The organism is Achromobacter sp. (assembly GCF_032113835.1).
Classification (GTDB): Bacteria; Pseudomonadota; Gammaproteobacteria; order Burkholderiales; family Burkholderiaceae_B; genus Achromobacter.
The window spans coordinates 1-22,008 of record NZ_DAMCTG010000087.1; the positions used below are offsets into that span (position 1 = coordinate 1).

General features: G+C 67.3%; 16 protein-coding genes and 1 pseudogene. 11 read left to right on the top strand and 6 right to left on the bottom strand.

The window, feature by feature from the left end:
* Window positions 1-219: 219 nt before the first annotated feature.
* On the bottom strand, window positions 220-1,746 hold the full coding sequence (gene glpK, locus RT697_RS22535; RefSeq protein ID WP_313701888.1) for a glycerol kinase GlpK: 1,527 nt from the start codon (window positions 1,744-1,746) through the stop codon (window positions 220-222).
* Window positions 1,733-3,187: a DHA2 family efflux MFS transporter permease subunit gene (locus tag RT697_RS22540; protein ID WP_409517477.1), complete on the bottom strand. Its 1,455-nt coding sequence runs from the start codon at window positions 3,185-3,187 to the stop codon at window positions 1,733-1,735. The genes glpK and RT697_RS22540 overlap by 14 nt, the downstream gene beginning before the upstream one ends.
* A 98-nt stretch (window positions 3,188-3,285) precedes the next feature.
* Here RT697_RS22540 and RT697_RS22545 point away from each other — a divergent pair, with 98 nt between their 5' ends.
* From RT697_RS22545 to RT697_RS22560, 4 genes are all read left to right on the top strand, one after another.
* Window positions 3,286-3,474 (top strand): DUF3460 family protein, encoded by a 189-nt coding sequence (locus RT697_RS22545; RefSeq protein ID WP_056564661.1) that lies wholly within the window; start codon window positions 3,286-3,288, stop codon window positions 3,472-3,474.
* Window positions 3,475-3,490: 16 nt separating this feature from the next.
* Entirely contained in the window at window positions 3,491-4,381 is an 891-nt protein-coding gene (locus RT697_RS22550) for a ScpA family protein (RefSeq protein WP_313701890.1), read from the top strand.
* Between the two features lie 35 nt (window positions 4,382-4,416).
* Entirely contained in the window at window positions 4,417-5,271 is an 855-nt protein-coding gene (panC, locus tag RT697_RS22555; protein WP_313701892.1) for a pantoate--beta-alanine ligase, read from the top strand.
* Between the two features lie 104 nt (window positions 5,272-5,375).
* Complete coding sequence (locus RT697_RS22560) at window positions 5,376-5,741, top strand: helix-turn-helix transcriptional regulator (RefSeq protein ID WP_313701893.1); 366 nt, start codon at window positions 5,376-5,378, stop codon at window positions 5,739-5,741.
* 211 nt (window positions 5,742-5,952) lie between these two features.
* Here RT697_RS22560 and RT697_RS22565 read toward each other — a convergent pair whose 3' ends face one another.
* The gene (locus RT697_RS22565; protein ID WP_313701895.1) at window positions 5,953-6,720 is read right to left on the bottom strand and encodes a hypothetical protein; all 768 of its coding nucleotides are present in this window, start codon (window positions 6,718-6,720) and stop codon (window positions 5,953-5,955) included.
* A 202-nt stretch (window positions 6,721-6,922) separates the two neighbouring features.
* On the opposite strand from RT697_RS22565, the gene RT697_RS22570 reads away from it, so the two are divergent.
* From RT697_RS22570 to RT697_RS22600, 7 genes and pseudogenes are all read left to right on the top strand, one after another.
* The gene (locus tag RT697_RS22570) at window positions 6,923-7,771 is read left to right on the top strand and encodes an A24 family peptidase (RefSeq protein ID WP_313701897.1); all 849 of its coding nucleotides are present in this window, start codon (window positions 6,923-6,925) and stop codon (window positions 7,769-7,771) included.
* Between the two features lie 138 nt (window positions 7,772-7,909).
* Window positions 7,910-8,603, top strand: a pseudogene (coaE, locus tag RT697_RS22575) (dephospho-CoA kinase).
* Window positions 8,600-9,352 (top strand): cell division protein ZapD, encoded by a 753-nt coding sequence (gene zapD / locus RT697_RS22580; RefSeq protein ID WP_313701898.1) that lies wholly within the window; start codon window positions 8,600-8,602, stop codon window positions 9,350-9,352. Before coaE ends, zapD begins: the two are co-directional and overlap by 4 nt.
* Window positions 9,353-9,485: 133 nt before the next feature.
* Window positions 9,486-10,751: an MdtA/MuxA family multidrug efflux RND transporter periplasmic adaptor subunit gene (locus RT697_RS22585; RefSeq protein ID WP_313701900.1), complete on the top strand. Its 1,266-nt coding sequence runs from the start codon at window positions 9,486-9,488 to the stop codon at window positions 10,749-10,751.
* 12 nt (window positions 10,752-10,763) lie between these two features.
* Window positions 10,764-13,862, top strand: coding sequence for an MdtB/MuxB family multidrug efflux RND transporter permease subunit (locus RT697_RS22590; protein ID WP_313701902.1), 3,099 nt, complete (start codon window positions 10,764-10,766; stop codon window positions 13,860-13,862).
* Entirely contained in the window at window positions 13,859-16,972 is a 3,114-nt protein-coding gene (locus tag RT697_RS22595) for a multidrug efflux RND transporter permease subunit (protein WP_313701903.1), read from the top strand. The genes RT697_RS22590 and RT697_RS22595 overlap by 4 nt, the downstream gene beginning before the upstream one ends.
* Window positions 16,969-18,492, top strand: a complete 1,524-nt coding sequence (locus tag RT697_RS22600; RefSeq protein WP_313701904.1) for an efflux transporter outer membrane subunit — start codon at window positions 16,969-16,971, stop codon at window positions 18,490-18,492. The genes RT697_RS22595 and RT697_RS22600 overlap by 4 nt, the downstream gene beginning before the upstream one ends.
* 24 nt (window positions 18,493-18,516) lie before the next feature.
* Here the strand turns inward: RT697_RS22600 and RT697_RS22605 are convergent, their stop codons facing one another.
* The 3 genes from RT697_RS22605 to RT697_RS22615 form a co-directional block, all read right to left on the bottom strand.
* Window positions 18,517-19,935: an amidase gene (locus tag RT697_RS22605; RefSeq protein ID WP_313701905.1), complete on the bottom strand. Its 1,419-nt coding sequence runs from the start codon at window positions 19,933-19,935 to the stop codon at window positions 18,517-18,519.
* 204 nt (window positions 19,936-20,139) lie between these two features.
* Window positions 20,140-21,102, bottom strand: coding sequence for a Nudix family hydrolase (locus tag RT697_RS22610; protein ID WP_313701907.1), 963 nt, complete (start codon window positions 21,100-21,102; stop codon window positions 20,140-20,142).
* Complete coding sequence (locus RT697_RS22615) at window positions 21,095-21,961, bottom strand: ATP-binding protein (RefSeq protein WP_313701909.1); 867 nt, start codon at window positions 21,959-21,961, stop codon at window positions 21,095-21,097. Before RT697_RS22615 ends, RT697_RS22610 begins: the two co-directional genes overlap by 8 nt.
* Between the last annotated feature and the right edge of the window lie 47 nt (window positions 21,962-22,008).

Below are 22,008 nucleotides of genomic sequence, written 5' to 3' on the forward strand. Positions count from 1 at the left end.
CCGGAGCGAAGGCTCCGGACCGCAATCGTGGGCGATCGCCTCCCCGGTGACCGCGACGTCGGGCGACCCACGAAGCCCCAGCTTCCCGCGGCGGGTGCGACGCCGGGCGACCTACGAAGCCCCAGCTTCCCACGGTGGCCGCGGCGTCCTGCGACCTACGAAGATCCGAATCCCCGCACAACGCTGTTTAACACCGTCGCCAACCCACCAACCGACCCCCTACTTAGCCGCCCCAGCCGACCACCCCTTAGACAACTCCACGGCCTGCCGCCACCGCTTCATCCGCGCATCTCTCACGGACTGAGGCCACGCCGGCGTGAACGTGCGTTCAGCCTGCCACTTCGATGCGAATTCATCCTGGCTCGACCAGAAACCAACGGCCAAGCCAGCCAGGCCCGCTGCGCCTAGCGCGGTGGACTCGGGAACGCGCGGACGCACGACAGGAACGCCCAGAATGTCAGCCTGCATCTGCATCAGCAAATCGTTCCGAGCAGCGCCGCCGTCGACACGCAATTCCGTCAACGCGATGCCGCTGTCCGCATTCATGCAGGTCAGCAGCTCAGCGCTTTGCAAGGCAATGGATTCCAGCGTGGCGCGCGCAATATGGGCGCGGGTGGTGCCGCGAGTCAGGCCAACAAGGGTGCCGCGCGCGTAGGGATCCCAGTGGGGTGCGCCCAGGCCGGCGAAGGCCGGGACCATGAAGACGTCGTCGGTGTCCGAGACGCTGGCGGCCAGGGATTCGATTTCTTCCGAACGCTGGATGATGCCCAGGCCGTCGCGCAGCCACTGGACTGCGGCGCCCGCCACGAAGACGCCGCCTTCCAGCATGTAGGCGGGTTTCCATTTGTCCTGGCCGGGTTGGGGCAGACCCCAGCCGACGGTGGACAGCAGGTTGTTGCGGGATTCGACGGGCTTGTCGCCGACGTTCATCAGCATGAAGCAGCCCGTGCCGTAGGTGTTCTTGGCCATGCCCGGCGTGAAGCAGGCCTGGCCGAAGGTGGCGGCCTGCTGGTCGCCCGCCACGCCCGCGATGGGCACGGAGCCGCCCAGCCATTCGGGCAGGGCCTCGCCCACGATCGCGCTGCTGGGCGCGATCTGCGGCAGGACGCTGCGCGGGATCTTGAGCAGCGCCAGGATGTCGTTGTTCCAGTCCTGCGTGTGCAGGTCGAACAGCATGGTGCGCGAGGCGTTGCTGGGGTCGGTGCTGTGGACGGCGCCGCCGGTCAGTTGCCAGATCAGCCAGGTGTCGACGGTGCCGAAAGCCAGTTCGCCGCGTTCGGCCAGGCGGCGCGCGCCGGGCACATGGTCCAGCAGCCAGGCCAGCTTGGTGCCGGAAAAGTAGGCGTCGACGACTAGGCCCGTGCGCGCCTGCAGGAAGTCGCCGTGGCCGTCCTGGCGGAGCTGGTCGCACATCGGGGCGGTGCGGCGGTCCTGCCAGACGATGGCGCGGGCCAGCGGACGGCCCGTGGCGCGTTCCCAGATGAGCGTGGTTTCGCGCTGATTGGTGATGCCGATGGCGGCGATGTCGGCGGCGGCCGCGCCGGCGTTGCGCAGGGCTTCGCGGGCGACGTCGAGCTGGCTGTGCCAGATCTCGTTGGCATCGTGCTCGACCCAGCCCGGACGCGGATAGTGCTGGCGGAATTCACGTTGGCCCACGCCGCGGACCACGCCGTCGCGGTCGAACACGATGGCCCGGGAGCTGGTCGTGCCCTGGTCCAGGGCTAGGACAAATTCATTCGTCGTCACTGTTTTTCGCGCCGTTCAGGTGAGCCCCGGCCAGCGGGTCGAGGCGTCTAAAGGAGAAAGTCGATGCCATGCACAGCAGGCCGATGACGATGAAGCCGGCAACTACGTCGCTGACAGCCAACGTTTCGGCGCCGCGCAGCGACATGCTGATGTTCAGCGTGACTGCGGCCACCCCGACCCCCAGCGTGATGCCCAGTTGCTGGGCCATGGCCGAAAAGCTGCTGGCGCGGCTCATCTTGGCGGGCGGGATGTCGGCATAGGTTAGCGTATTTACCCCGGTGAACTGCAACGACCGGAAGAAGCCGCCCACCAGCAGGATGGCGATCATCAGCCAGACGGGCGTCGCCGGGTTGAAGGCGCCGCAGACGATGATGAAACCGCCCGTCAGCAGCGCGTTCAGGGTCAGCACGCGCCGAAAGCCGAAGCGTTGCACGATGGGCGTGGCGACGAATTTCATCAGCAGCGCGCCGGCGGCGCTGGCGAAGGTGATGAGGCCGGCCGAGAACGGCGAAAGGCCAAAGCCCACCTGCAGCAGCATGGCCAGCAGGAACGGCGTGGCGCCGACCGCGAAGCGGCACAGGTTGCCGCCCAGCGTGGAGATCGCGAACGTGGGAATCCGCATCAGGGACAGATCGATGATGGGATGTTCGGTGCGTCGCGCATGCACGCCGTACAGCAGTCCGCACACGATGCCAACGGCGATGAGGCCCAGCAGCATGGGCAGCGGCATGACGTCGCGGCCGATGGCCTCGAAGCCGGTGACCAGCGTGGCCAGGCAGCCGGCGCTAAGCAGAAAGCCGATCCAGTCGAGCCGCGGCGTGCCGGTTTCGCGGATTTCCGTGACGTACCGGAGCACCAGAAAGATGCCCAGGAAGCCGATCGGGATGTTGATCAGGAAGATCCAGTGCCACGACATGTACGTGACCATGAAACCGCCCAGCGGCGGTCCGATCACCGGTCCCAGCAGCGCCGGGATCGACAGGAAGGACATGGCCTTGAGCAGGTCCTGCTTGGGGACGGTGCGTAAAAGAATGATCCGCCCCACGGGCACCATCATGGCGCCCGCCATGCCCTGGACGATCCGGGCCATCACGAGCTGGGGGAGGTCCTGCGAGATGGCGCAGGCGACGGAGCTGAGGGTGAACAGGCCGATCGCGGTGATGAACACGCGCCGGGCGCCGTAACGGTCGGCCGCCCAGCCGCTGATCGGCACGAAGACGGCGACGGCCAACAGGTACGAGGTGATGGCCACGTTGAGCCGCACCGGGGTGGATCCCAGGGCCCGGGCCATGGCGGGCAGGGCGGTCGCCACGACCGTGGCGTCCAGCATCTGCATGAACAGCGCGCAGCCGACGATGAAGGGAATCATGCGCGCCGCGCGCGCCGCATCCGGGGTTGAGGGGGGAGCGGGATTGGCTGCGGCGGCGGATTCTGCGGGCATGTCGGACGGCTGCGGTGGAAGCCTGACGATTGTAACGCCGGGGATCCGGCCGCCGTGAAGTAAACTCGAGACATCTGCAACCTAATGAAATTGGCGTCATGGCGACCAACTACGAATCCGAGATCACCCAGTTCCTCAAGGACTTCAAGAAATCCCACCCTGGCACCGAAGAGCGCCAGCGCGAGGGACGCGCCCGCCTCTGGGACAAACCGCAGGATCAGGAGCTGCTCGAAGGCTTCCGCGCGGCACGCGTGGCGCAAAGGCCGTACGTGTATCAGGCCGACTGATACTTTTGCGGCAAACATGGTCCAGAACCCCTCGGTGCCAGGCGATGCCTTGGCCAAGCTAGTGGCACCGTCCGTCGACAGCACGCCCGACACCATCGATAGCGTGGCGTATGCGCGTCTGTATGGCGAACCGCTGTTCCAGATGCCGACGGATCTGTACATCCCGCCCGATGCGCTGGAAGTCTTCCTTGAAGCTTTCGAAGGGCCGCTGGACCTGCTGCTTTACCTGATCCGCAAGCAGAACTTCAACGTTCTGGACATCCCCATGGCGGATGTCACGCGGCAGTATCTGTCGTATGTGGATCAGATCCGCATCACCAATCTCGAACTGGCCGCCGAATACTTGCTGATGGCGGCCATGCTCATCGAGATCAAGTCGCGCATGCTGCTGCCGGTCAAGAAGACCGACACCGGCGAAGAGCCCGAAGATCCCCGCGCCGAACTGGTCCGCCGCCTGCTCGAATACGAGCAGATGAAGCTTGCCGCCCAGAAGCTGGACAAGATGCCGCAGCTGGGCCGCGATTTCGTCAGCAGCCAGGCCGTGGCCGACCTCAGCGTCGAGCGCGCGCTGCCCGACGTCAGCGTGGACGACCTGCGTGCGGCCTGGGCCGACATCATGAAGCGGGCCAAGCTGAACCAGCACCACCACATCACGCGCGAGCAACTGTCGGTGCGCGATCACATGACGCACATCCTGCGCCGCCTGAACGACGTGCGTTTCATGGAATTCGGCGACCTGTTCATGGAGCGCGTCCGCGAGGGCGCACCCGCCGCGGTCGTGGTCGTGCATTTCATCGCCATGCTCGAACTGGCGCGCGAATCGCTGCTGGAAATCACGCAGGCGGAGCCCTACGCGCCCATCTACGTGCGCCTGGCCTACACCAGCGTGGCGGCCGTCGCGGCCTGATCCTGACCGGGCGCGCGCCCACTCCGGAGATTCCCTTGAAAGTCGTACACACCATCCAGGAATTGCGCGATCACCTGCGCGGCCAGAACCGCGTGTCGTTCGTGCCCACCATGGGCAACCTGCACGAAGGCCACCTGTCGCTGATGAAGCTGGCGCGCCAGCACGGCGATCCCGTCGTGGCCAGCATCTTCGTGAACCGTCTGCAGTTCGGCCCGAACGAGGATTTCGACCAGTATCCGCGCACGCTGGCCGCCGACATCGAAAAGCTCGAAGCGGCGCGCGACGTCTATGTGCTGTTCGCCCCGAACGAGCGCGAGATGTACCCCGAGCCGCAGAATTTCCGAATCCAGCCGCCCGATGACCTGGGCGACATCCTGGAAGGCGAATTCCGTCCTGGCTTTTTCGCGGGCGTCAGCACCGTCGTGCTGAAGCTGTTCTCCTGTGTGCAGCCGCGCGTGGCGGTGTTCGGCAAGAAGGACTATCAGCAGCTCATGGTGGTGCGCAACATGTGCCGCCAATTCCAGTTGCCCGTCGAGGTGCTGGCGCACGAAACCGTGCGCGCGGACGACGGCCTGGCGCTGTCGTCGCGCAACCGCTACCTGACCGACGGCGAGCGCGCCGAGGCGCCGGCGCTGTACGCCGAGCTGCAGGAGATCGGCCGCCGCCTGGCCCAGGGCGAACGCGATGCCGCCGCGCTGGAAAACGACGCGGCCCAGCGGCTGACGCAGCGCGGCTGGAAGGTCGACTACGTGGCCCTGCGCCGCCAGCGCGATCTGAACCGCCCCGATGCCGCCGACCTGCAGGCGGGCGAACCCGTCGTCGTGCTGGCCGCGGCCAAGCTGGGCGCCACGCGCCTGATCGACAACCTGGAATTGGTTTACACGGCCTGAAGCGGCGCGGGGCGTTTTCATCAGCCCCTATCAGAATTGCTAGCTTACGGCGGCCCGGCCGGCGGGGCAGACTGTTTGCAATCCTACATTGCAAACAAACTTCCATGCCCTTTCCTCACCCCGAACTCGACGCCGTCCTCTCATCCCTGACCGCCCGCGAACGCCAGATCGTTGAATACGTGGCGGCCGGGCGCGCCAACAAGGTCATTGCCATCGACCTGGGCATCTCCCTGCGCACGGTCGAAGCCCACCGCGCACGCATCTTCGCCAAACTCGGCGCGCGCAATGCCATGCAGCTGGCCTGCCGGCTGTGCGCCCACGGGCAGTCCGGCGCATCACCCATTCCGGGCGCGCACTGGCCGTCCCGCAACATGCCGCCTCCCGGCCGTTCTGGTGCGCCGGCCCAGGTATTGCACGAGCCCGCCAGCGAGTACGCCAACTGCCCGGCAAAGCCAGCTGTTCCTCCTTGATGCCGATCCGGCGCGGCAGCCTGCCGCCGTGACGGCGGCCGTACTTCGCCGCGCGGACCCTCACTGGTGACTGAACGGCGGCCGGCCAAAGAATTCGGGCCTGACGAACGAGGTGTTCGGCAGGCCCGTAATGGGTACAGCGGGGTACAGCGTGGGTACGGCGGCGTTTTGTCCGGTGGCGTTCAAGCGCCGTGGGCGGACGTCCGTCGGATCAGGGGCACTTGGGCGCCGCGGCGCTGGCCAGTTCGTCGATCGGGTCCAGATCCGGCTGGCGGGTCAGGTTGTAGTTCAGGTTGGGCGTCTGGCCGCCAATGGAGCGCACGCGCAGCACGTTGTTGGCCGCGACGACGAATTCCACGCGGACATTGCCCTGGCCGTCCATCAGGATGACGCGCGGCGGACGTTCTTCGGTGGCGTCCCAGCAGCCTTGCTCGGAAACGGGCGGGCCCTTCTTGGGATCGTTGTCCAGGTAGGCGGTGCGGCCGCGCCAACGGCCGTTGGGCGCCAGCGTCAGCGTCACGCGCTGGGCCGTGCACTGCATGGCGGGCGAAAAACACGGCAGCGTGCCCATGTAGGTCTGGGGCTGCGGAACGAGGCTGTGGGTGATGCCGTTGGCCGGGGCGGGGGCTACGGGGGCGGGCGCCGAACCGCCCGAACCGCCTTCTGCGCCTTCCGGCACGGCTTGGCCGTCTTCGGTGGTCTGGCCGGCGGCAACGGCCTGCTGGTTCTGGTTCTGTTGGCGGCGTGCGTCGGGCTTGAGCTCGATCTGCACTTGCGACGGGGCGCGGATGACGGTGCGGTAGCCGGCGCCGGAACCCTGGTACTGGGCGTCGGTCACGGTGCTTTCGGCCGGCAGGTCGTAATAGCCTTCGGCTTTCTGCTTGGCGCAGCCGGTTGCGGCGATCACGGTGCCCGCTAGCAGCAGCCCCATGACGCTGAGTTTGCGGGAGCGGGAAACGATTTCTACGCGCGCGGCCATGGCAGCTTATCCGTGAATTGAGTCTGTCTCCGATTTTACGCACTTATGCGAAGATTCGATACGTTCCCCTCAGCCGTTCCCGGGCATCCCGGCACTTTATGCACAAATTACGACACGGCCGCGCGCGGCTCCTCATCCCTTGCGCCATCGCCGGCCGGGCGGATGGGCCGACGCGCACGGGCCGCACGGGGCGGTGACGCCAATGTGGCAAGTCTTTGATTTACCCCTGGGCGTCTTCATCGGCGTGGCGGCGTTGGCGGGTCTCTTCGTCGGCAACTGGCTGACGGTGCTGACCCATCGGCTGCCGCGCATGATGGAGCGCGAATGGCAGGCGCAGTGCCTGGACGCCGCCGGCAAGCCGCGGCCCGCTGGCCACTATGGCCTGCTGTCGCCGGCCTCGCACTGTCCCACTTGCGAGGCGCCCATCCAAACCAAGGGCCGGATTCCCGTGCTCGGCTGGCTGCTGCTGCGCGGCCGGTGCGCAGCCTGCCACGCACCCATCGGCTGGCGTTATCCGGTCATTGAACTCCTGACCTGCGCGCTGTTTGCCGCCTGCGCGTTGCGCTTTGGCGCGACGCCGATCGCGGTGGCCGCGATGGGCCTGTCGGCCATGCTGGTGGCGCTGGCGTGGATCGACTTCGAAACGACGTTGCTGCCCGACGTTCTGACGCAGCCGCTGGTGTGGGCGGGCCTGCTGGTGAACCTGTTCGACGCGTTCACCAGCGTGCAGACGGCGGTGGTCGGCGCCGCGGCGGGGTATCTCTTCCTGTGGGTTATCTTTCATGTGTTCCGCCTGTTGACCGGGCGCGAAGGCATGGGGCAGGGCGACTTCAAGCTGCTGGCCGCGCTGGGGGCGTGGTTTGGTGTCGAGGCCTTGCCGATGCTGCTGCTCAGCGCGTCGCTGGTCGGCGTGTTGATCGGCGGGACACTGACGCTCACCGGCCGTGCCAGCCGCGGCCAGCCCCTGCCCTTCGGACCGTATCTGGCGCTGGCCGGACTGGTCATGCTGCTGCTGGGCGGCGAGCAAGGCATCTGGCAGTTCATGAATTAGGGACGACAGGTGAGGGCGGCCGGTCAGGACGACCGGTCAGGGCAGTTGGTCAGGACGGCCGGTCAGGACCGCCGATCACGACCGCCGGCATCGATGGCCGCGCAACGGCAACCAGCAAGACACAAAGGGAAAGGCAGCATGTTCAACATAGGTCTGACGGGCGGCATCGGCTCGGGCAAGTCCCGCGTGGCGGACATGCTGGCGGAGTGGGGCGCGGTGTTGGTCGACACGGACGAGATCGCGCGATCGCTCACTGCCGCCGGCGGCGCCGCGATGCCCGCGATCGAACACGAATTCGGACCGCAGGCCTTGACGCCCGATGGCGCGCTGGACCGCGCGTGGATGCGCACGCAGGCATTCGCCGATCCGCAGGTGCGGCGGCGGCTGGAGGCCGTGCTGCATCCGGCCATCGGCCGCGAAACGGAACGCCAGGCGGCGGCCGCGCACGGATCGTATCTGGTCTTTGTGGTGCCGCTATTGGTTGAGTCCCTGGACCGTTGGCGAGACCGCGTGGATCGTATCTGCGTGGTCGATTGCGATCCCGAAACGCAGGTGGCTCGCGTGCAGCAGCGCAGCGGGCTGACGGAGCAGGACATCAGGCGTATCATGGCGGCACAGGCTGCGCGGGCACGCCGGTTGGAGGTCGCGGACGACGTCATACTCAACGACGCCACGACTACGCCGGAACAGTTGCGTGCGCGGGCGTTGACCCTGCATGACCGCTGGCTGGCGCTGGCGACCACCACGGGCCGGTAAGCCAGCGGCTGCCGGCACCCCTGAAAATTCTTGGCCCGCCGGCCAACCACTTGATAGGGCCTGTAGAAAAGCGTGATCGTTTACGAATACCCCTTCAACGAGCGCATCCGTGCTTATCTGCGGCTGGAATACCTGTTCGACAGGCTCTTCTTCTTTGCTCGCGAGGGTGACTCACGCCAGCATCAGGTTGCCGTCACCTGCCTCTTCGATCTGCTCGACGCGTGCGAACGCACCGACGTGAAAGGCGCGGTCCTGCAAGACCTTGAACGCCAGCGCCTGGCGCTGGTCGGGCTGCGCGATCACCCCGGCGTTGCGCAAGATGCGCTGGAAGGCATGCTGCGCGAAATGGAAAAGGTGGGCAGCGCGCTGGCTGCTCCTGGCAAAACCGGGCAGTCGCTGCGCGAAAACGAATGGCTGACCAGCCTGCGCGGCCGACTGTCGGTGCCCGGCAGCGCCACGCAGGTCGACATGCCTTCGTACTATGCCTGGCAGAACAAGCCCGAAGCCGCGCGTTGCGCCGACCTGCAGGCCTGGGTTTCGCCCTTCATCCCCCTTTACGACGGCCTGACCCTGGCGCTGCGCCTGTTGCGCGAGTCCGGGCGCAAGACCGACATCGTGGCCGAGCAGGGCGCCTACCAGCAAATGCTGGGCGGCAAGCAGTTCCAGTTGCTGCGCGTCTGGGTCGACCCCACCCACGGCGTCTTTCCCGAGATCAGCGCCAATAAGTACATGATCTGGATACGTTTTTCCACGCAGGACGGGGAGTTCAAGCCCCAGCAGGTGGCCCGCGACGTGTCCTTCCAGATGACCCTCTGCAGCGCTTAGGCTGAAGTTACGCAGGGTTTCGCTGCCCGGATTCCTGTTGCGGGTCGTTTCAGCGTGACGGTCATCAGGACCGAAATCGGGACGGTCTAGTAGACAATACGGCTTTCCTTCCGAGTGTGCCGGAACCGTTTCCATGTCCGATAGCCGTCCTGTATCCCCTCCTTCCCGCTGGAGCCGCCGCCGCGTGGTCGGCTTGGGTCTGCTGCTCCTCGTCGTGGCGGCGATCGCGTGGCTGGTGCTGCGGCCCTCGGCCAAGCAGGGCGGTCCTGGCGGACGGGCTGGCGGCCGGCCTCCCATGGCGGCCATGGCCAACCTGCCGGTGCCGGTGCGGATCGCCACCGCCGCCCAGCAGGACATCGACATCTTCCTGCGCTCGCTGGGCACCGTGACCGCCTACAACACCGTCACCGTCCGAAGCCGCGTCAGTGGCGAACTGGTCGACGTCGCTTTCCAGGAAGGCCAGCAAGTCAAGGCCGGCGACCTGCTCGCGCAGGTGGATCCCCGCGCATTCCAGGTGGCCCTGGACCAGGCGCGCGGCACGCAGATGCAGAACCTCGCCCAGCTTGAAAACGCCCGCCGCGACCTGCAGCGCTACCAGGCCTTGTTCAAGCAGGATTCCATCGCCCGTCAGCAGGTCGACACGCAGGCCGCGCTGGTGCGCCAGTACGAAGGCGCGGTCAAGAGCGACCAGGCCAATGTCGACAATGCCAAGCTGCAACTCGATTACGCGCGCATCACCGCACCCATCAGCGGCCGTCTGGGTCTGCGCCAGGTCGACCGCGGCAATCTGGTGTCCAGCGCTGACACCAACGGTCTGGTCGTCATCACCCAGACCCAGCCGATCTCCGTCGTCTTCACCCTGCCCGAAACGCAATTGCCCGAAGTGCGCACGGAACTCGCCGCCGGCAAGACGCTGACGGTTGACGCCTATGATCGCGCCGATACCCGCCGCATCGCCACGGGCACGCTCGAGACGCTGGACAACCAGATCGACGTGACCACCGGCACGCTCAAGCTCAAGGCCCGCTTCGACAACGCCGACGACGCGCTCTTCCCCAACCAGTTCGTCAACGTGCGCCTGCACGTGCTGACCCGCAAGGACGTGACCGCCATTCCGACGGCGGCGGTCCAGCAGGGCTCGGCCGGCGCGTTCGTCTTCCTGGTGCAGGACGACAACACGATCGCGGTGCGCCAGGTGAAGCTGGGCGCGATCAACAGCGGCATGGTCGCGGTCAACGAGGGTCTGAAGCCGGGCGACCGCGTCGTCACCGAAGGCACCGACCGCCTGCGTGCCGGCGCCAAGGTGGAAATCCTGGGCGGCGCCGAGGTCATTCCCGCCACCCGCGACAAGACGCTCGGCGCGGGGGCGCCGGCCGGCACCACGCCCGCGACCAAGTAAGCCGAGAACGCCGTGAGCCCGTCGCGCCTCTTCATCCTGCGCCCCGTGGCCACCACCCTGTCGATGGTGGCCATCCTGATCGCGGGCCTCATCGCCTACCGTTTTCTGCCGGTTTCGGCGCTGCCCGAAGTCGATTACCCGACGATCCAGGTCGTGACGCTGTACCCCGGGGCCAGTCCCGACGTCATGACGTCGCTGGTCACGTCACCGCTGGAGCGGCAGTTCGGCCAGATGCCCGGCCTGAATCAGATGTCGTCCACCAGTTCGGGCGGCGCCTCGGTCATCACCCTGCAATTCAACCTGACGCTGCCGCTGGACGTGGCCGAGCAGCAGGTGCAGGCGGCCATCAACGCCGCGTCGAACCTGCTGCCGTCCGACCTGCCGGTGCCGCCCACCTACAACAAGGTCAATCCGGCCGACGCGGCGGTGCTGACTTTGGCGATCACGTCGCCCACCATGCCGCTGCCGCAGGTGCGCGACCTGGTCGATACGCGCGTGGCGCAGCGGCTGTCGCAGATTCCGGGCGTGGGCCTGGTCAGCGTGGCGGGCGGGCAGCGCCCGGCCGTGCGGGTGCAAGTCAACCCGCAGGCGCTGGCAGCGAATGGCCTGTCGCTGGCCGACCTGCGCACCGCCATCGTCGGCGCCAACGTCAACCAGCCCAAGGGCAACCTGGACGGCCCGCAGCGCTCCACCACCATCAACGCCAATGACCAGCTCAAGTCGCCCACCGACTACAACAGCCTGATCATCGCGTACAAGAACGGCGCGCCGCTGCGGCTGGCGGACGTGGCGCGCGCGGTCGAAGGCGCCGAGGACACCCGCCAGGCCGCCTGGGCCGGCGACAAGCCCGCCATCCTGCTGAACATCCAGCGCCAGCCCGGCGCCAACGTGATCGACGTGGTCGACCGCATCCAGGCGCTGATGCCGCAATTGCGCGCGGCGCTGCCCGCCACGCTGGATGTGACGGTGGTGTCGGACCGCACCCAGACCATCCGCGATTCGGTCGCCGACGTGCAATTTGAAATGCTGCTGGCCGTCGGGCTGGTGGTCATGGTCACGTTCATCTTCCTGCGCAGCCTGACGGCCACGCTGATTCCCAGCGTCGTCGTGCCGCTGTCGCTGGTGGGCACGTTCGGGATTATGTATCTGTCCGGGTTCTCCATCAACAACCTGACGCTGATGGCGCTGACCATCGCCACGGGCTTCGTGGTGGACGACGCGATCGTCATGATCGAGAACATCGCCCGTCACATCGAAGAAGGCGAAAAGCCGATGCAGGCCGCGCTGAAAGGCGCGTCGCAGATCGGCTTCACGCTGATCTCGCTGACCCTGTCGCTGATCGCCGTGCTGATCCCGCTGCTATTCATGACCGAGGTCGTGGGCCGGCTGTTCCGCGAATTCGCGATCACGCTGGCGGTGGCCATCCTGATTTCGCTGGTGGTGTCGCTGACGCTGACCCCGATGATGTGCGCGCGCCTGCTGCGCGCCGAATCCGAAACGAAGCACGGACGTTTTCATCAAGCCACGGGCGCCTTCATCGACCGCATCATCGCCGGCTATGACCGCATGCTGCAGGTCGTGCTGCGCCATCAGACGCTGACGCTGATCGTGGCGGTGGCCACCTTCGCGCTGACCGTGCTGCTGTACCTGGTGGTGCCCAAGGGCTTCTTCCCGCAGCAGGACACCGGCCTCATCCAGGCCATCACGCAGGCGCCGCAATCCATTTCGTTTACCGCCATGTCCGAGCGCCAGCAGGCGGCGGCCCGTCTGGTGCTGGAAGATCCCGACGTGCAGGCCGTGTCGTCCTTCATCGGCGTGGACGGCAGCAACGCCACGCTCAGCGCCGGCCGCATGCAGATTTCGCTCAAACCGCAGGCCGAACGCAACGGCGACCTGCGCACGGTGATGGCGCGCCTGCAGGAAAGCCTGAACAAGCAGGACGGCCTGACCGTCTACATGCAGCCGGTGCAGGACCTGACCATCGAGGATCGCGTCAGCCGCACGCAGTACCAGATGACGCTGTCCAATCCCGACCTGAAAGTGCTGAGCGAGTGGACGCCCAAGCTGGTCGACCGCCTGCGCGCGGTGCCGGGCCTGATGGACGTGGCCGACGACCTGCAGGACGACGGCTTGCAGACGTGGGTGGAAATCGACCGCGATGCGGCCTCGCGTCTGGGCATCACCGCCGCCGTCATCGACGAGACGCTGTACAACGCCTTCGGCCAGCGGCTGATCTCCACCATCTTCACGCAGTCCAACCAGTACCGCGTGGTGCTCGAAGTCCTGCCGCAGTTCCAGATGTCGCCCAGCGCGCTGGGGCAGCTTCACGTGCCCACGTCCACCGGCGCTCAGGTGCCGTTGTCGTCCGTCGCGCACATCAGCGAAGGCCGGACGGTGCTGGCCGTGAACCGGCTCGACCAGTTCCCCATGGTGACGGTGTCTTTCAATCTGGCGCCTGGCGCATCGCTGTCCGACGCTGTGGAAAACATCAAGGCGGCCGAGGCCGAGATCGGCATGCCGTCCGGCGTTGAAACCCGCTTCCAGGGCGCGGCGCTGGCGTTCCAGAATTCGCTGTCCAGCACGCTGTGGTTGATTCTGGCGGCCGTGGTCACGATGTACATCGTGCTGGGCGTGCTCTATGAAAGCTATATCCACCCCATCACCATCCTGTCCACGCTGCCGTCCGCGGGCGTGGGGGCGTTGCTGGCGCTGCTGATCAGCGGCACCGAACTGGACATGATCGGCATCATCGGGATCATCCTCCTGATCGGCATCGTCAAGAAGAACGCGATCATGATGATCGACTTCGCGCTGGACGCCGAACGCAAGCGGGGCCTTGCGCCGCGCGAGGCCATCCACGAGGCCGCGCTGCTGCGCTTCCGGCCCATCCTGATGACCACGCTGGCCGCGCTGTTCGGCGCCTTGCCGCTGATGCTGTCCACCGGCACAGGCGCTGAACTGCGCCAGCCGCTGGGCCTGGTGATGGTCGGCGGCCTGCTGCTGTCGCAGGTGCTGACGCTGTTCACGACGCCGGTCATCTATCTGATGTTCGATCGCATGTCCCGCCGTTGGCGCGGCGCGGGTGCGCCGTCCGCCGGAGACGCGCGATGATCCTGTCGGCCCCCTTCATCGTCCGGCCGGTGGCGACCACGCTGCTGAGCCTGGCGGTCGTGATGGCCGGCATGCTTGCGTTCTTTCTTTTGCCCGTGGCGCCGCTGCCGCAGGTGGACATTCCCACCATCTCCGTGTCGGCCAGCCTGCCGGGGGCCAGTCCCGAGACCATGGCGTCCAGCGTCGCCACGCCGCTGGAGCGGTCGCTGGGCAGCATCGCGGGCGTCACCGAAATGACCTCGCGCAGCTCGCAGGGCTCGACCCGCATCACGCTGCAGTTTGACCTGTCGCGCGACATCAACGGCGCGGCGCGCGACGTGCAGGCCGCGATCAACGCGGCGCGATCGCTGCTGCCAACCGGCCTGCGCAGCAATCCCACCTATAACAAGTCCAATCCGTCGGACGCGCCCATCATGACGCTGGCGCTGACGTCCGACACGCTCAGCCAGGGCCAGCTGTACGACCTGGCGTCCACCATCGTGGCGCAGAAGCTGTCGCAGGTGGACGGCGTCGGCGAGGTCACGGTGGGCGGCAGTTCGCTGCCCGCGGTGCGCGTCACGGTGCTGCCCGGGGCGCTGGCCAACCAGGGCGTGTCGCTGGACGAACTGCGCGCCACGCTGGCCAATGCCAACGCCAACCGCCCCAAGGGCGTGCTGGAAAACGACCGCTACCACTGGCAGATCATGGTCAGCGACCAGCTCAGCCGGGCCGAGGAATACCGGCCGCTGATCGTCGCCTGGCGCGATGGCCGGCCGGTGCGCGTGTCCGATGTCGCCCGCGTGGAGGACTCGGTCGAAGACCTGTATCAGACCGGCTTCTTCAACGATCGCAACGCCATCCTGATGGTCGTGCGGCGGCAGGCGGATGCCAACATCATTGAAGCCGTGGACGCCGTGCGCGCGCAGCTGCCCGTGCTGCAGGCGCTGATGCCCGCCGACGTCAACATGACCATCGCGCAGGACCGCACGCCCAGCATCCGCGCGTCGCTGCACGAGGCCGAGCTGACGCTCGTCATCGCCGTCGGGCTGGTGGTGCTGGTGGTGCTGCTGTTCCTGCGGCGGTGGCGCGCGGCCATCATTCCCAGCGTCGCGGTGCCGGTGTCGCTGATCGGCACGTTCTGCATCATGTATATGTGCGGCTACACGCTGAACACCATCTCGCTGATGGCGCTGATCGTCGCCACGGGTTTCGTGGTGGACGACGCAATCGTGGTGCTGGAAAACATCATGCGCCACGTCGAGAACGGCATGTCGCCGATGCGTGCCGCGTTGCGCGGCTCGCGCGAGGTCGGTTTCACGGTGCTGTCGATGAGCCTGTCGCTGGTGGCCGTATTCATACCCATCCTGCTCATGGGCGGGGTGGTCGGGCGCCTGTTCCGCGAGTTTGCCGTCACCTTGTCCGCCGCCATCCTGGTGTCGCTGGTGGTGTCGCTGACGCTCACGCCCATGATGTGCGCGCGCCTGCTGCGGCCCGAGCCCAAGGACCCGAAGCCGCCCGGCCGTCTGGCGCGTTGGACCGAACGGGGTTTTCAGTCGATGCAGGACGGCTATCGCCGCTCGCTGAGCTGGGCGCTGGCGCACGGCCGCCTGATGATGCTGACGCTGGCGATCGCCGTGGGCCTGAACGTCTATCTGTACACCGTGGTGCCCAAGGGCTTTTTCCCGCAGCAGGACACGGGTCAGCTGCTGGGCTTTTTCCGCGTCGACCAGGGCACGTCGTTCCAGGCCACGTTGCCCAAGCTCGAAGCGTTGCGCAAGGTGGTGCTGGACGATCCGGCGGTGCAAAGCATGACGGGTTACGCCGGCGGGCGCGGCGGCAGCAACAGCAGCTTCATGCAGATCCAGCTCAAGCCGCTGGGCGAACGCAAGGTCTCGGCCGACGTGGTCATCAACCGCCTGCGCGCCAAGCTGCAGAACATGCCGGGCGCGCGCCTGTTCCTGGTGTCGCAGCAGGACATCCGCATCGGCGGCCGCCAAAGCCAAGGCTCGTACGACTACACCCTGATGTCGGGCGACCTGCAACTGCTGCGCACCTGGATGCCCAAGGTGCAGCAGGCAATGGCCAAGATTCCGGAGATCACCGACGTGGACGCCGACGTCGAGGACCGCGGCCGCGAGATCAACCTGGTCATCGACCGCGAAGCCGCGACGCGGCTGGGCATCAGCATGGCCACCATTTCCACGGTGCTGAACAACTCGTTCAGCCAGCGTCAGGTGTCGGTCATGTACGGACCGCTCAACCAGTACCACGTCGTGCTGGGCGTGGACCCGAAGTTCGCGCAGGACATCGAATCGCTGCGCCAGGTCGAGGTCATCACCGCAGAAGGCGCCCGCGTGCCGCTGTCGGCATTCACCAAACTTGAGAACGCCAACGCGCCGCTCAGCGTGAGTCACCAGGGCCTGTTCGTGGCCGACACCATCTCGTTCAGCCTCGCGCCCGGCGTGTCATTGGGGCAGGCGACGACCGCGATCGACAACGCCGTCGCGCGCCTTGGCCTGCCGTCCGACCAGATCCAGGCGGGCTTTCAGGGCACCGCGGCCGCGTTGCAGCAGACGCTGGCGCAGCAACCCTGGCTGATCCTGGCCGCGCTGGTCACCATGTACATCGTGCTGGGCATTTTGTACGAAAGCTTCATCCACCCGCTCACCATCCTGTCCACGCTGCCGTCGGCGGGGCTGGGCGCGCTGCTGGCCCTGCTGCTGGTGCGATACGACTTCACGCTGATCGCGCTGATCGGGGTGTTTCTCTTGATCGGCATCGTCAAGAAGAACGCAATCATGATGGTGGATTTTGCGCTGGACGCTCAACGCCACCACGGCATGTCGCCGCGCGACGCCATCTACCAGGCGTGCCTCACGCGGTTCCGTCCCATCATGATGACGACGATGGCCGCCATCTTCGGCGCGCTGCCGCTGGTGCTGGCCACCGGCGCCGGCGTCGAGATGCGCCAGCCGCTAGGCATTACCATCGTAGGCGGCCTGGTGCTGAGCCAGATCCTCACGCTGTACACCACGCCCGTGGTCTATCTCTACCTGGACCGCTTCCGCCTGTGGGCCGCGCGCCGGCGCGCCTCGCGGGGCGTAGATTCCGCTTCCATAGAACACACATGATCCGTACCAAGCCGTATTCCTCCGCCTTTCTTCCCCGCGCCGCGGCCACGCTCGCGCTGTGCGCGCTGCTGGGCGCCTGCGCGGTCGGGCCCGACTATCAGCGCCCGGCGCTGGACGTGGGCACGGCCTACAAGGAAGGCCAGGTCGAGGTGCCCGGCTGGAAGCCGGCTCAGCCGCGCGACGACGCCGACCGTGGCGCGTGGTGGAAGGTCTATGACGATCCCACGCTGGACGGCTTGCTGGTTCGGTTGAACACGTCGAACCAGACCATCGCGCAGGCCGAGGCGAATTACCGTCAGGCGCTGGGTCTGGTGCGCGGCGCGCGTTCGGGCTTCTATCCGACCGTGAGCGCGGGGGCGGGCATGAGCCGCGCGGGCAACGGCGGGCAAAGCGGCTCGTCGTCGGGTTCCGGCAGCAACGTGTCCAACCAGTATTCGCTGACCGGCAGTGTCAGCTGGGAACTGGACGTCTGGGGCCGGGTGCGTCGCAGCGTCGAGTCTTCCGAAGCCAGCGCCGCCGCCAGCCTGGCCGACCTGGGCGCGACGCGCCTGAGCGCGCAGGCCGCACTGGTGCAGACCTATCTGCAACTGCGCGTGCTGGACGAACAGAAGCGCCTGCTCGACGCCACGGTGGCTGCGTACGAAAAGTCCTTGCAGCTCACGCAGAACCGCTATGAGGTCGGCGTTGCGGGCCAGGCCGACGTGGCCGTCGCGCGCACGCAGCTTGAAAGCACGCGCGCGCAGTCCATCGATTTGGATTGGCAGCGCGGCCAGTACGAGCACGCCATCGCGGTGCTGATGGGCCAGGCGCCTTCGCAGTTCAGCCTGCCGCCGGCGGTGTTCACGCTGCGGCTGCCGCAGATTCCGGTGGGCCTGCCGTCCGAGCTGCTCGAGCGCCGTCCCGACGTGGCCGCCGCCGAACGCCGCGCCGCGGCCGCCAACGCGCAGATCGGCGTGGCGCAGGCCGCATGGTTCCCCAGCCTGACGCTGTCGGCCGACGGCGGTTTTCGTAATGGCGAGTTCGCAGAACTGCTGACGGCGCCCGCGCGCTTCTGGTCGCTGGGGCCGGCGCTGGCGCTGACGATCTTCGACGGCGGCGCGCGCGAGGCCCAGGTTGAGCAGGCCCGCGCCTCGTACGACTCGCAGGCCGCGGCCTATCGCCAGGCGGCGTTGACCGGCCTGCGCGAGGTCGAGGACTACCTGATCCAGCTTCGCGTCATGGAGCAGGAACAGATCGTGCAGCGCCGTGCGCTGGAATCGGCACGTGAATCGCTGCGCCTGATTCAGAACCAGTACAAGGCGGGCTTGGTCGACTACCTGAGTGTTGCCGTGGTGGACGCCACCGCGCTCAATAGCGAGCGCAATGCCTTGAGCCTGCTGGGCAACCGGCTGGTGGCCAGCGTCAATCTGATCGTCGCGCTGGGCGGCGGCTGGGAAGGGCTGCCGGTCGAGACGGCAAGTGCCGACGGCGCCGAGCCGGCCGCAGCGCAAACGTCCTCCTCGCAGACGGCTGCACAGTAATTCCGCACGGCGCAGGCGCTGGCCTTACAAACCCACCGCATTCAGATCCGGCCGCTGGCGGTGCCATTCGGTGACCGCCTGGAAGGCGATGCCGATTCTGCCCAGCGCGCCTTCCGCATTGGGCTTGCCCAGCAACTGCACGCCCAGCGGCAGACCTTCGCTGGTGAAGCCTGCTGGCAGCGCCAACCCGGCCGCGTTCATGTAGTTTCCCGGGCGGGTGAACGCCGCAAGCGGGGTGGCCGCTTCATCCACCTCCGTCAGATGCCGCGCGCCGAACGGGGCGCATGGCGTAAGCACGGCATCGAACTCCTGCATCCAGTCCAGCCAGTCGCGGCGCGCCTGCGCGTGCGCCTGCAACGCCGCGATGTAGTCGGCGGCCGAGATGCCCTTGCCGGTCAGCACGCGGGCGCGCACATATTGGCCGATGGGCTTGGCGGGGTCTTCGATGTAGGCGCGATGCAGCGCGTAGGCTTCGGCCGCGATGATCTGGCCGTTGCGCTGCATCATCTCGCGGAAATCAAACGGCAACGGCGTCTCGGCCACGTCCGCGCCCAATGCGGCCAGCACGCGGCGCGCGTCGTCCAGCGCCGACAGCGCGTCGGCGTCCACATTGATGGGATGCTGCGCGGCCGGCATCACCGCGATGCGTACGCCGCGTAAAGGCTGCGCGCCGCCGGCCGGCTCCCGGTAGTCGAAAGCGGGGATGCCGAACGTCAACGGGTCCTGGGTATCGTGGCCGGCCATCAAGGCGGTCAGCAGCATCGCGTCGCGCGCGTCGCGGGTCAGCGGACCCAAGGTGTCCAGCGTGGTGGACAACGCCACCGCGCCGTGCAGGCTTATCAGGCCGCGCGTGGTCTTCAGGCCCGTAATGCCGTTCAGCGCCGCGGGAATCCGGATCGAACCGCCGGTGTCCGACCCCAGGGCGGCGGGGGCCAGTCCGGCCGCGACGGCAACGCCCGAGCCGCTGGAGGAGCCGCCGGGCACGCGCGCGCGCTCCAGGTCCCACGGATTGCGCGGCGTGCCCATGACCGGATTTGTGCCCCAGCCGCCGAAGGCGAATTCCACCATGTGCGTTTTGCCCAGCATCACCATGCCGGCGTCCAGCAGCCGCGTGACCGCGGTGGCGGTGACGCCGCTGCGGCGTTCGCGCCAGGCCTCGGACCCGGCCGTGGTGATATGGCCCTGGATGTCGCACAAATCCTTGACCGCCACGGGCACGCCGTCCAGCGGGCTGAGCAGCCCGTACCCCGCGCGCCGACGCGCATCGGCGGCTTCGGCCAGCCGCAGCGCGCCCGCATTGTCCACGCTGATGAAAGCGCCCAGCGTGGGGTTCGACCGGTCGATGCGGTCCAGGAAGTGGCGCGTCAGTTCCACCGAGCTGTAGCGGCCCTGCGCCAGGCCGTCCGCCAGGTCGGCCAAGGTGGCAAATGCGATGTCAGACATGGATATCCTCGATGCGATGCCATGCGTCTGTCCGCCAGGCGCATGCAACCCCGTCCGCGTGATGGCGGCCGGTCACGGCATGTAGGGTGCATCGGCGCGGGCGTTTGGTCTATGCGCGCTTTCCCGCGCGGATCAAAAACAAAACGGCCCATGCGGGGCATGGGCCGTTGGGCGGCGAGGCGAAGTCTGGCGACCTGCAATGCGTCAGAGCACGCCGCGGATTCCAGCAATGCCGTGCGCGCCGTGCCGCAAGGCCTGCGAGACGGTCTGGGTGGACTGACCGCCCAGCGCGAACACCGGAATGCCGGCATCGCGATTGCCTTCCACAAACCCTTCCCAGCCCAGCGTCGGCGCGCCGGGATGGCTGGGCGTGTCCAGCACAGGGCCCAGCACGGCGAAGTCCGCACCCAGCTCGCGGGCGTGGACGACCTGAGCGTTGTCGTGCGCGGATGCGCCGACCAGCGCGTTGCGAGGCAATTCCGGACGGGCGGTCAGGCGCAGCGCGTCTGCCGTGCGCAGGTGTACGCCGTCGGCTTCCTTCCACCACGCAACCGGATGGATGCTGTTGACCAGCACACGCGCGCCGGCGGCGCGGCAGCGCTTGATGACCTGTTGCAGCACCTCGTGCAGCGAGCTGGCGCCCACGCTATCGGGCCATTGCGGTTCGCGGAACTGCACCAGTTTCACGCCGCGCGCCAGCGCCGCTTCCAGACGGCCGAGGAACGGCGCGATGCCCGCGCGCGAGCCGATGGCGCTGATGCCGTACGTGGTGGGCAATTGCAGCCAGCGCAGCGGGGGCAAGGTGGCGGGCAGCAGGTCGCCCACCGAGGCCGCGTTGGCCGGGTCCACCCATTCCAGGCGCTGGTTTTCCAGGCTTTGCGGCTTGCCTTCCCAGCCGGTGACGTGGCAGAAGGCAAGACGCACCGTGGTGTGCGGATAGGCGTGCACATACGTGACCCACGGGCGCGACTGCGTGACGCGGATGCCGATCTCTTCTTGGAGTTCGCGGGCCAGCGCCTGCAGCACGGTCTCGCCGGGTTCGAGCTTGCCGCCGGGCAGCTCCCACCAGCCGGACCACGGCTTGCCTTCGGGCCGCTGGCCCAGCAGCAGCTTGCCGTCAGGGCGCAGGATCAGGCCGGCGGCGACGTCGACGATTTTTTCAGACATGGCGGGCCGCCCAGTCGCGCGCAAACTGATACGCCACGCGGCCCGAACGCGAGCCGCGTTCGATGGTCCATTGCAGGGCCTCGGTGCGCGAAGGTTCGATGTGCTGCTCGGGGCAGCCCAGTTCGCGCAGCCAGTGGTACACGATGTCCAGGTAGTCGTCCTGCTTGAACGGGTAGAACGACAGCCACAGCCCGAAGCGCTCGGACAGCGAGATCTTTTCCTCGACGGTTTCGCCGGGGTGGATTTCGCCATCGGGCTGGTGCTTGGCCTGCAGGTTTTCGCTCATGTATTCCGGCATCAGATGGCGCCGGTTGGACGTGGCGTAGATCAGCACGTTGTCGCCCGAGGCCGACACCGACCCGTCCAGCACGGATTTCAGCGCCTTGTAGCCGGCCTCGCCTTCTTCAAAGGACAGGTCGTCGCAGAACACGATGAAGCGCTCGGGCCGCGACGCCACCAGTTCGACGATGTCGGCCAGGTCGCCGAGGTCGGACTTGTCGACTTCGATGAGGCGCAGGCCGCGGTCGCCGTAGGCGGCCAGCATGGCTTTGACCAGCGAGCTTTTGCCGGTGCCGCGCGCGCCGGTCATGAGCACGTTGTTGGCGGGCTTCTTTTCAAGGAACTGCAGCGTGTTGCGGTCGATGGTGGCCTTCTGGCGCTCGATGTGCTGCAGGTCCTGCATGTCGATGCGCGCGACGTGGCGCACGGCGTCCAGCCAGCCGCGCGCGCCGCGCTTGCGCCAGCGGAACGCGTGGGCGGTCCAGTCGATGTCGGGCGGGGCGGGAGGCAGGAAGGCCTCCAGCTGCGCCAGCACGCGTTCGGCGCGCTGGATCAGCGTGGTGAACTCGGTAGCCGTCATGGTCGATCAGGAGCGGTAGTCGGCGTTGATCGACACGTACTCGTGCG

Bases quoted from the DNA above. Each gene is read 5' to 3' on its own strand.
- RT697_RS22615 (WP_313701909.1), bottom strand. From the start codon at position 21,961: ATGACGGCTACCGAGTTCACCACGCTGATCCAGCGCGCCGAACGCGTG.
- RT697_RS22540 (WP_409517477.1), bottom strand. From the start codon at position 3,187: ATGCCCGCAGAATCCGCCGCCGCAGCCAATCCCGCTCCCCCCTCAACC.
- RT697_RS22610 (WP_313701907.1), bottom strand. From the start codon at position 21,102: ATGTCTGAAAAAATCGTCGACGTCGCCGCCGGCCTGATCCTGCGCCCT.
- RT697_RS22600 (WP_313701904.1), top strand. From the start codon at position 16,969: ATGATCCGTACCAAGCCGTATTCCTCCGCCTTTCTTCCCCGCGCCGCG.
- RT697_RS22565 (WP_313701895.1), bottom strand. From the start codon at position 6,720: ATGGCCGCGCGCGTAGAAATCGTTTCCCGCTCCCGCAAACTCAGCGTC.
- RT697_RS22595 (WP_313701903.1), top strand. From the start codon at position 13,859: ATGATCCTGTCGGCCCCCTTCATCGTCCGGCCGGTGGCGACCACGCTG.
- RT697_RS22605 (WP_313701905.1), bottom strand. From the start codon at position 19,935: ATGTCTGACATCGCATTTGCCACCTTGGCCGACCTGGCGGACGGCCTG.
- RT697_RS22550 (WP_313701890.1), top strand. From the start codon at position 3,491: ATGGTCCAGAACCCCTCGGTGCCAGGCGATGCCTTGGCCAAGCTAGTG.
- RT697_RS22570 (WP_313701897.1), top strand. From the start codon at position 6,923: ATGTGGCAAGTCTTTGATTTACCCCTGGGCGTCTTCATCGGCGTGGCG.
- RT697_RS22585 (WP_313701900.1), top strand. From the start codon at position 9,486: ATGTCCGATAGCCGTCCTGTATCCCCTCCTTCCCGCTGGAGCCGCCGC.
- RT697_RS22560 (WP_313701893.1), top strand. From the start codon at position 5,376: ATGCCCTTTCCTCACCCCGAACTCGACGCCGTCCTCTCATCCCTGACC.
- RT697_RS22545 (WP_056564661.1), top strand. From the start codon at position 3,286: ATGGCGACCAACTACGAATCCGAGATCACCCAGTTCCTCAAGGACTTC.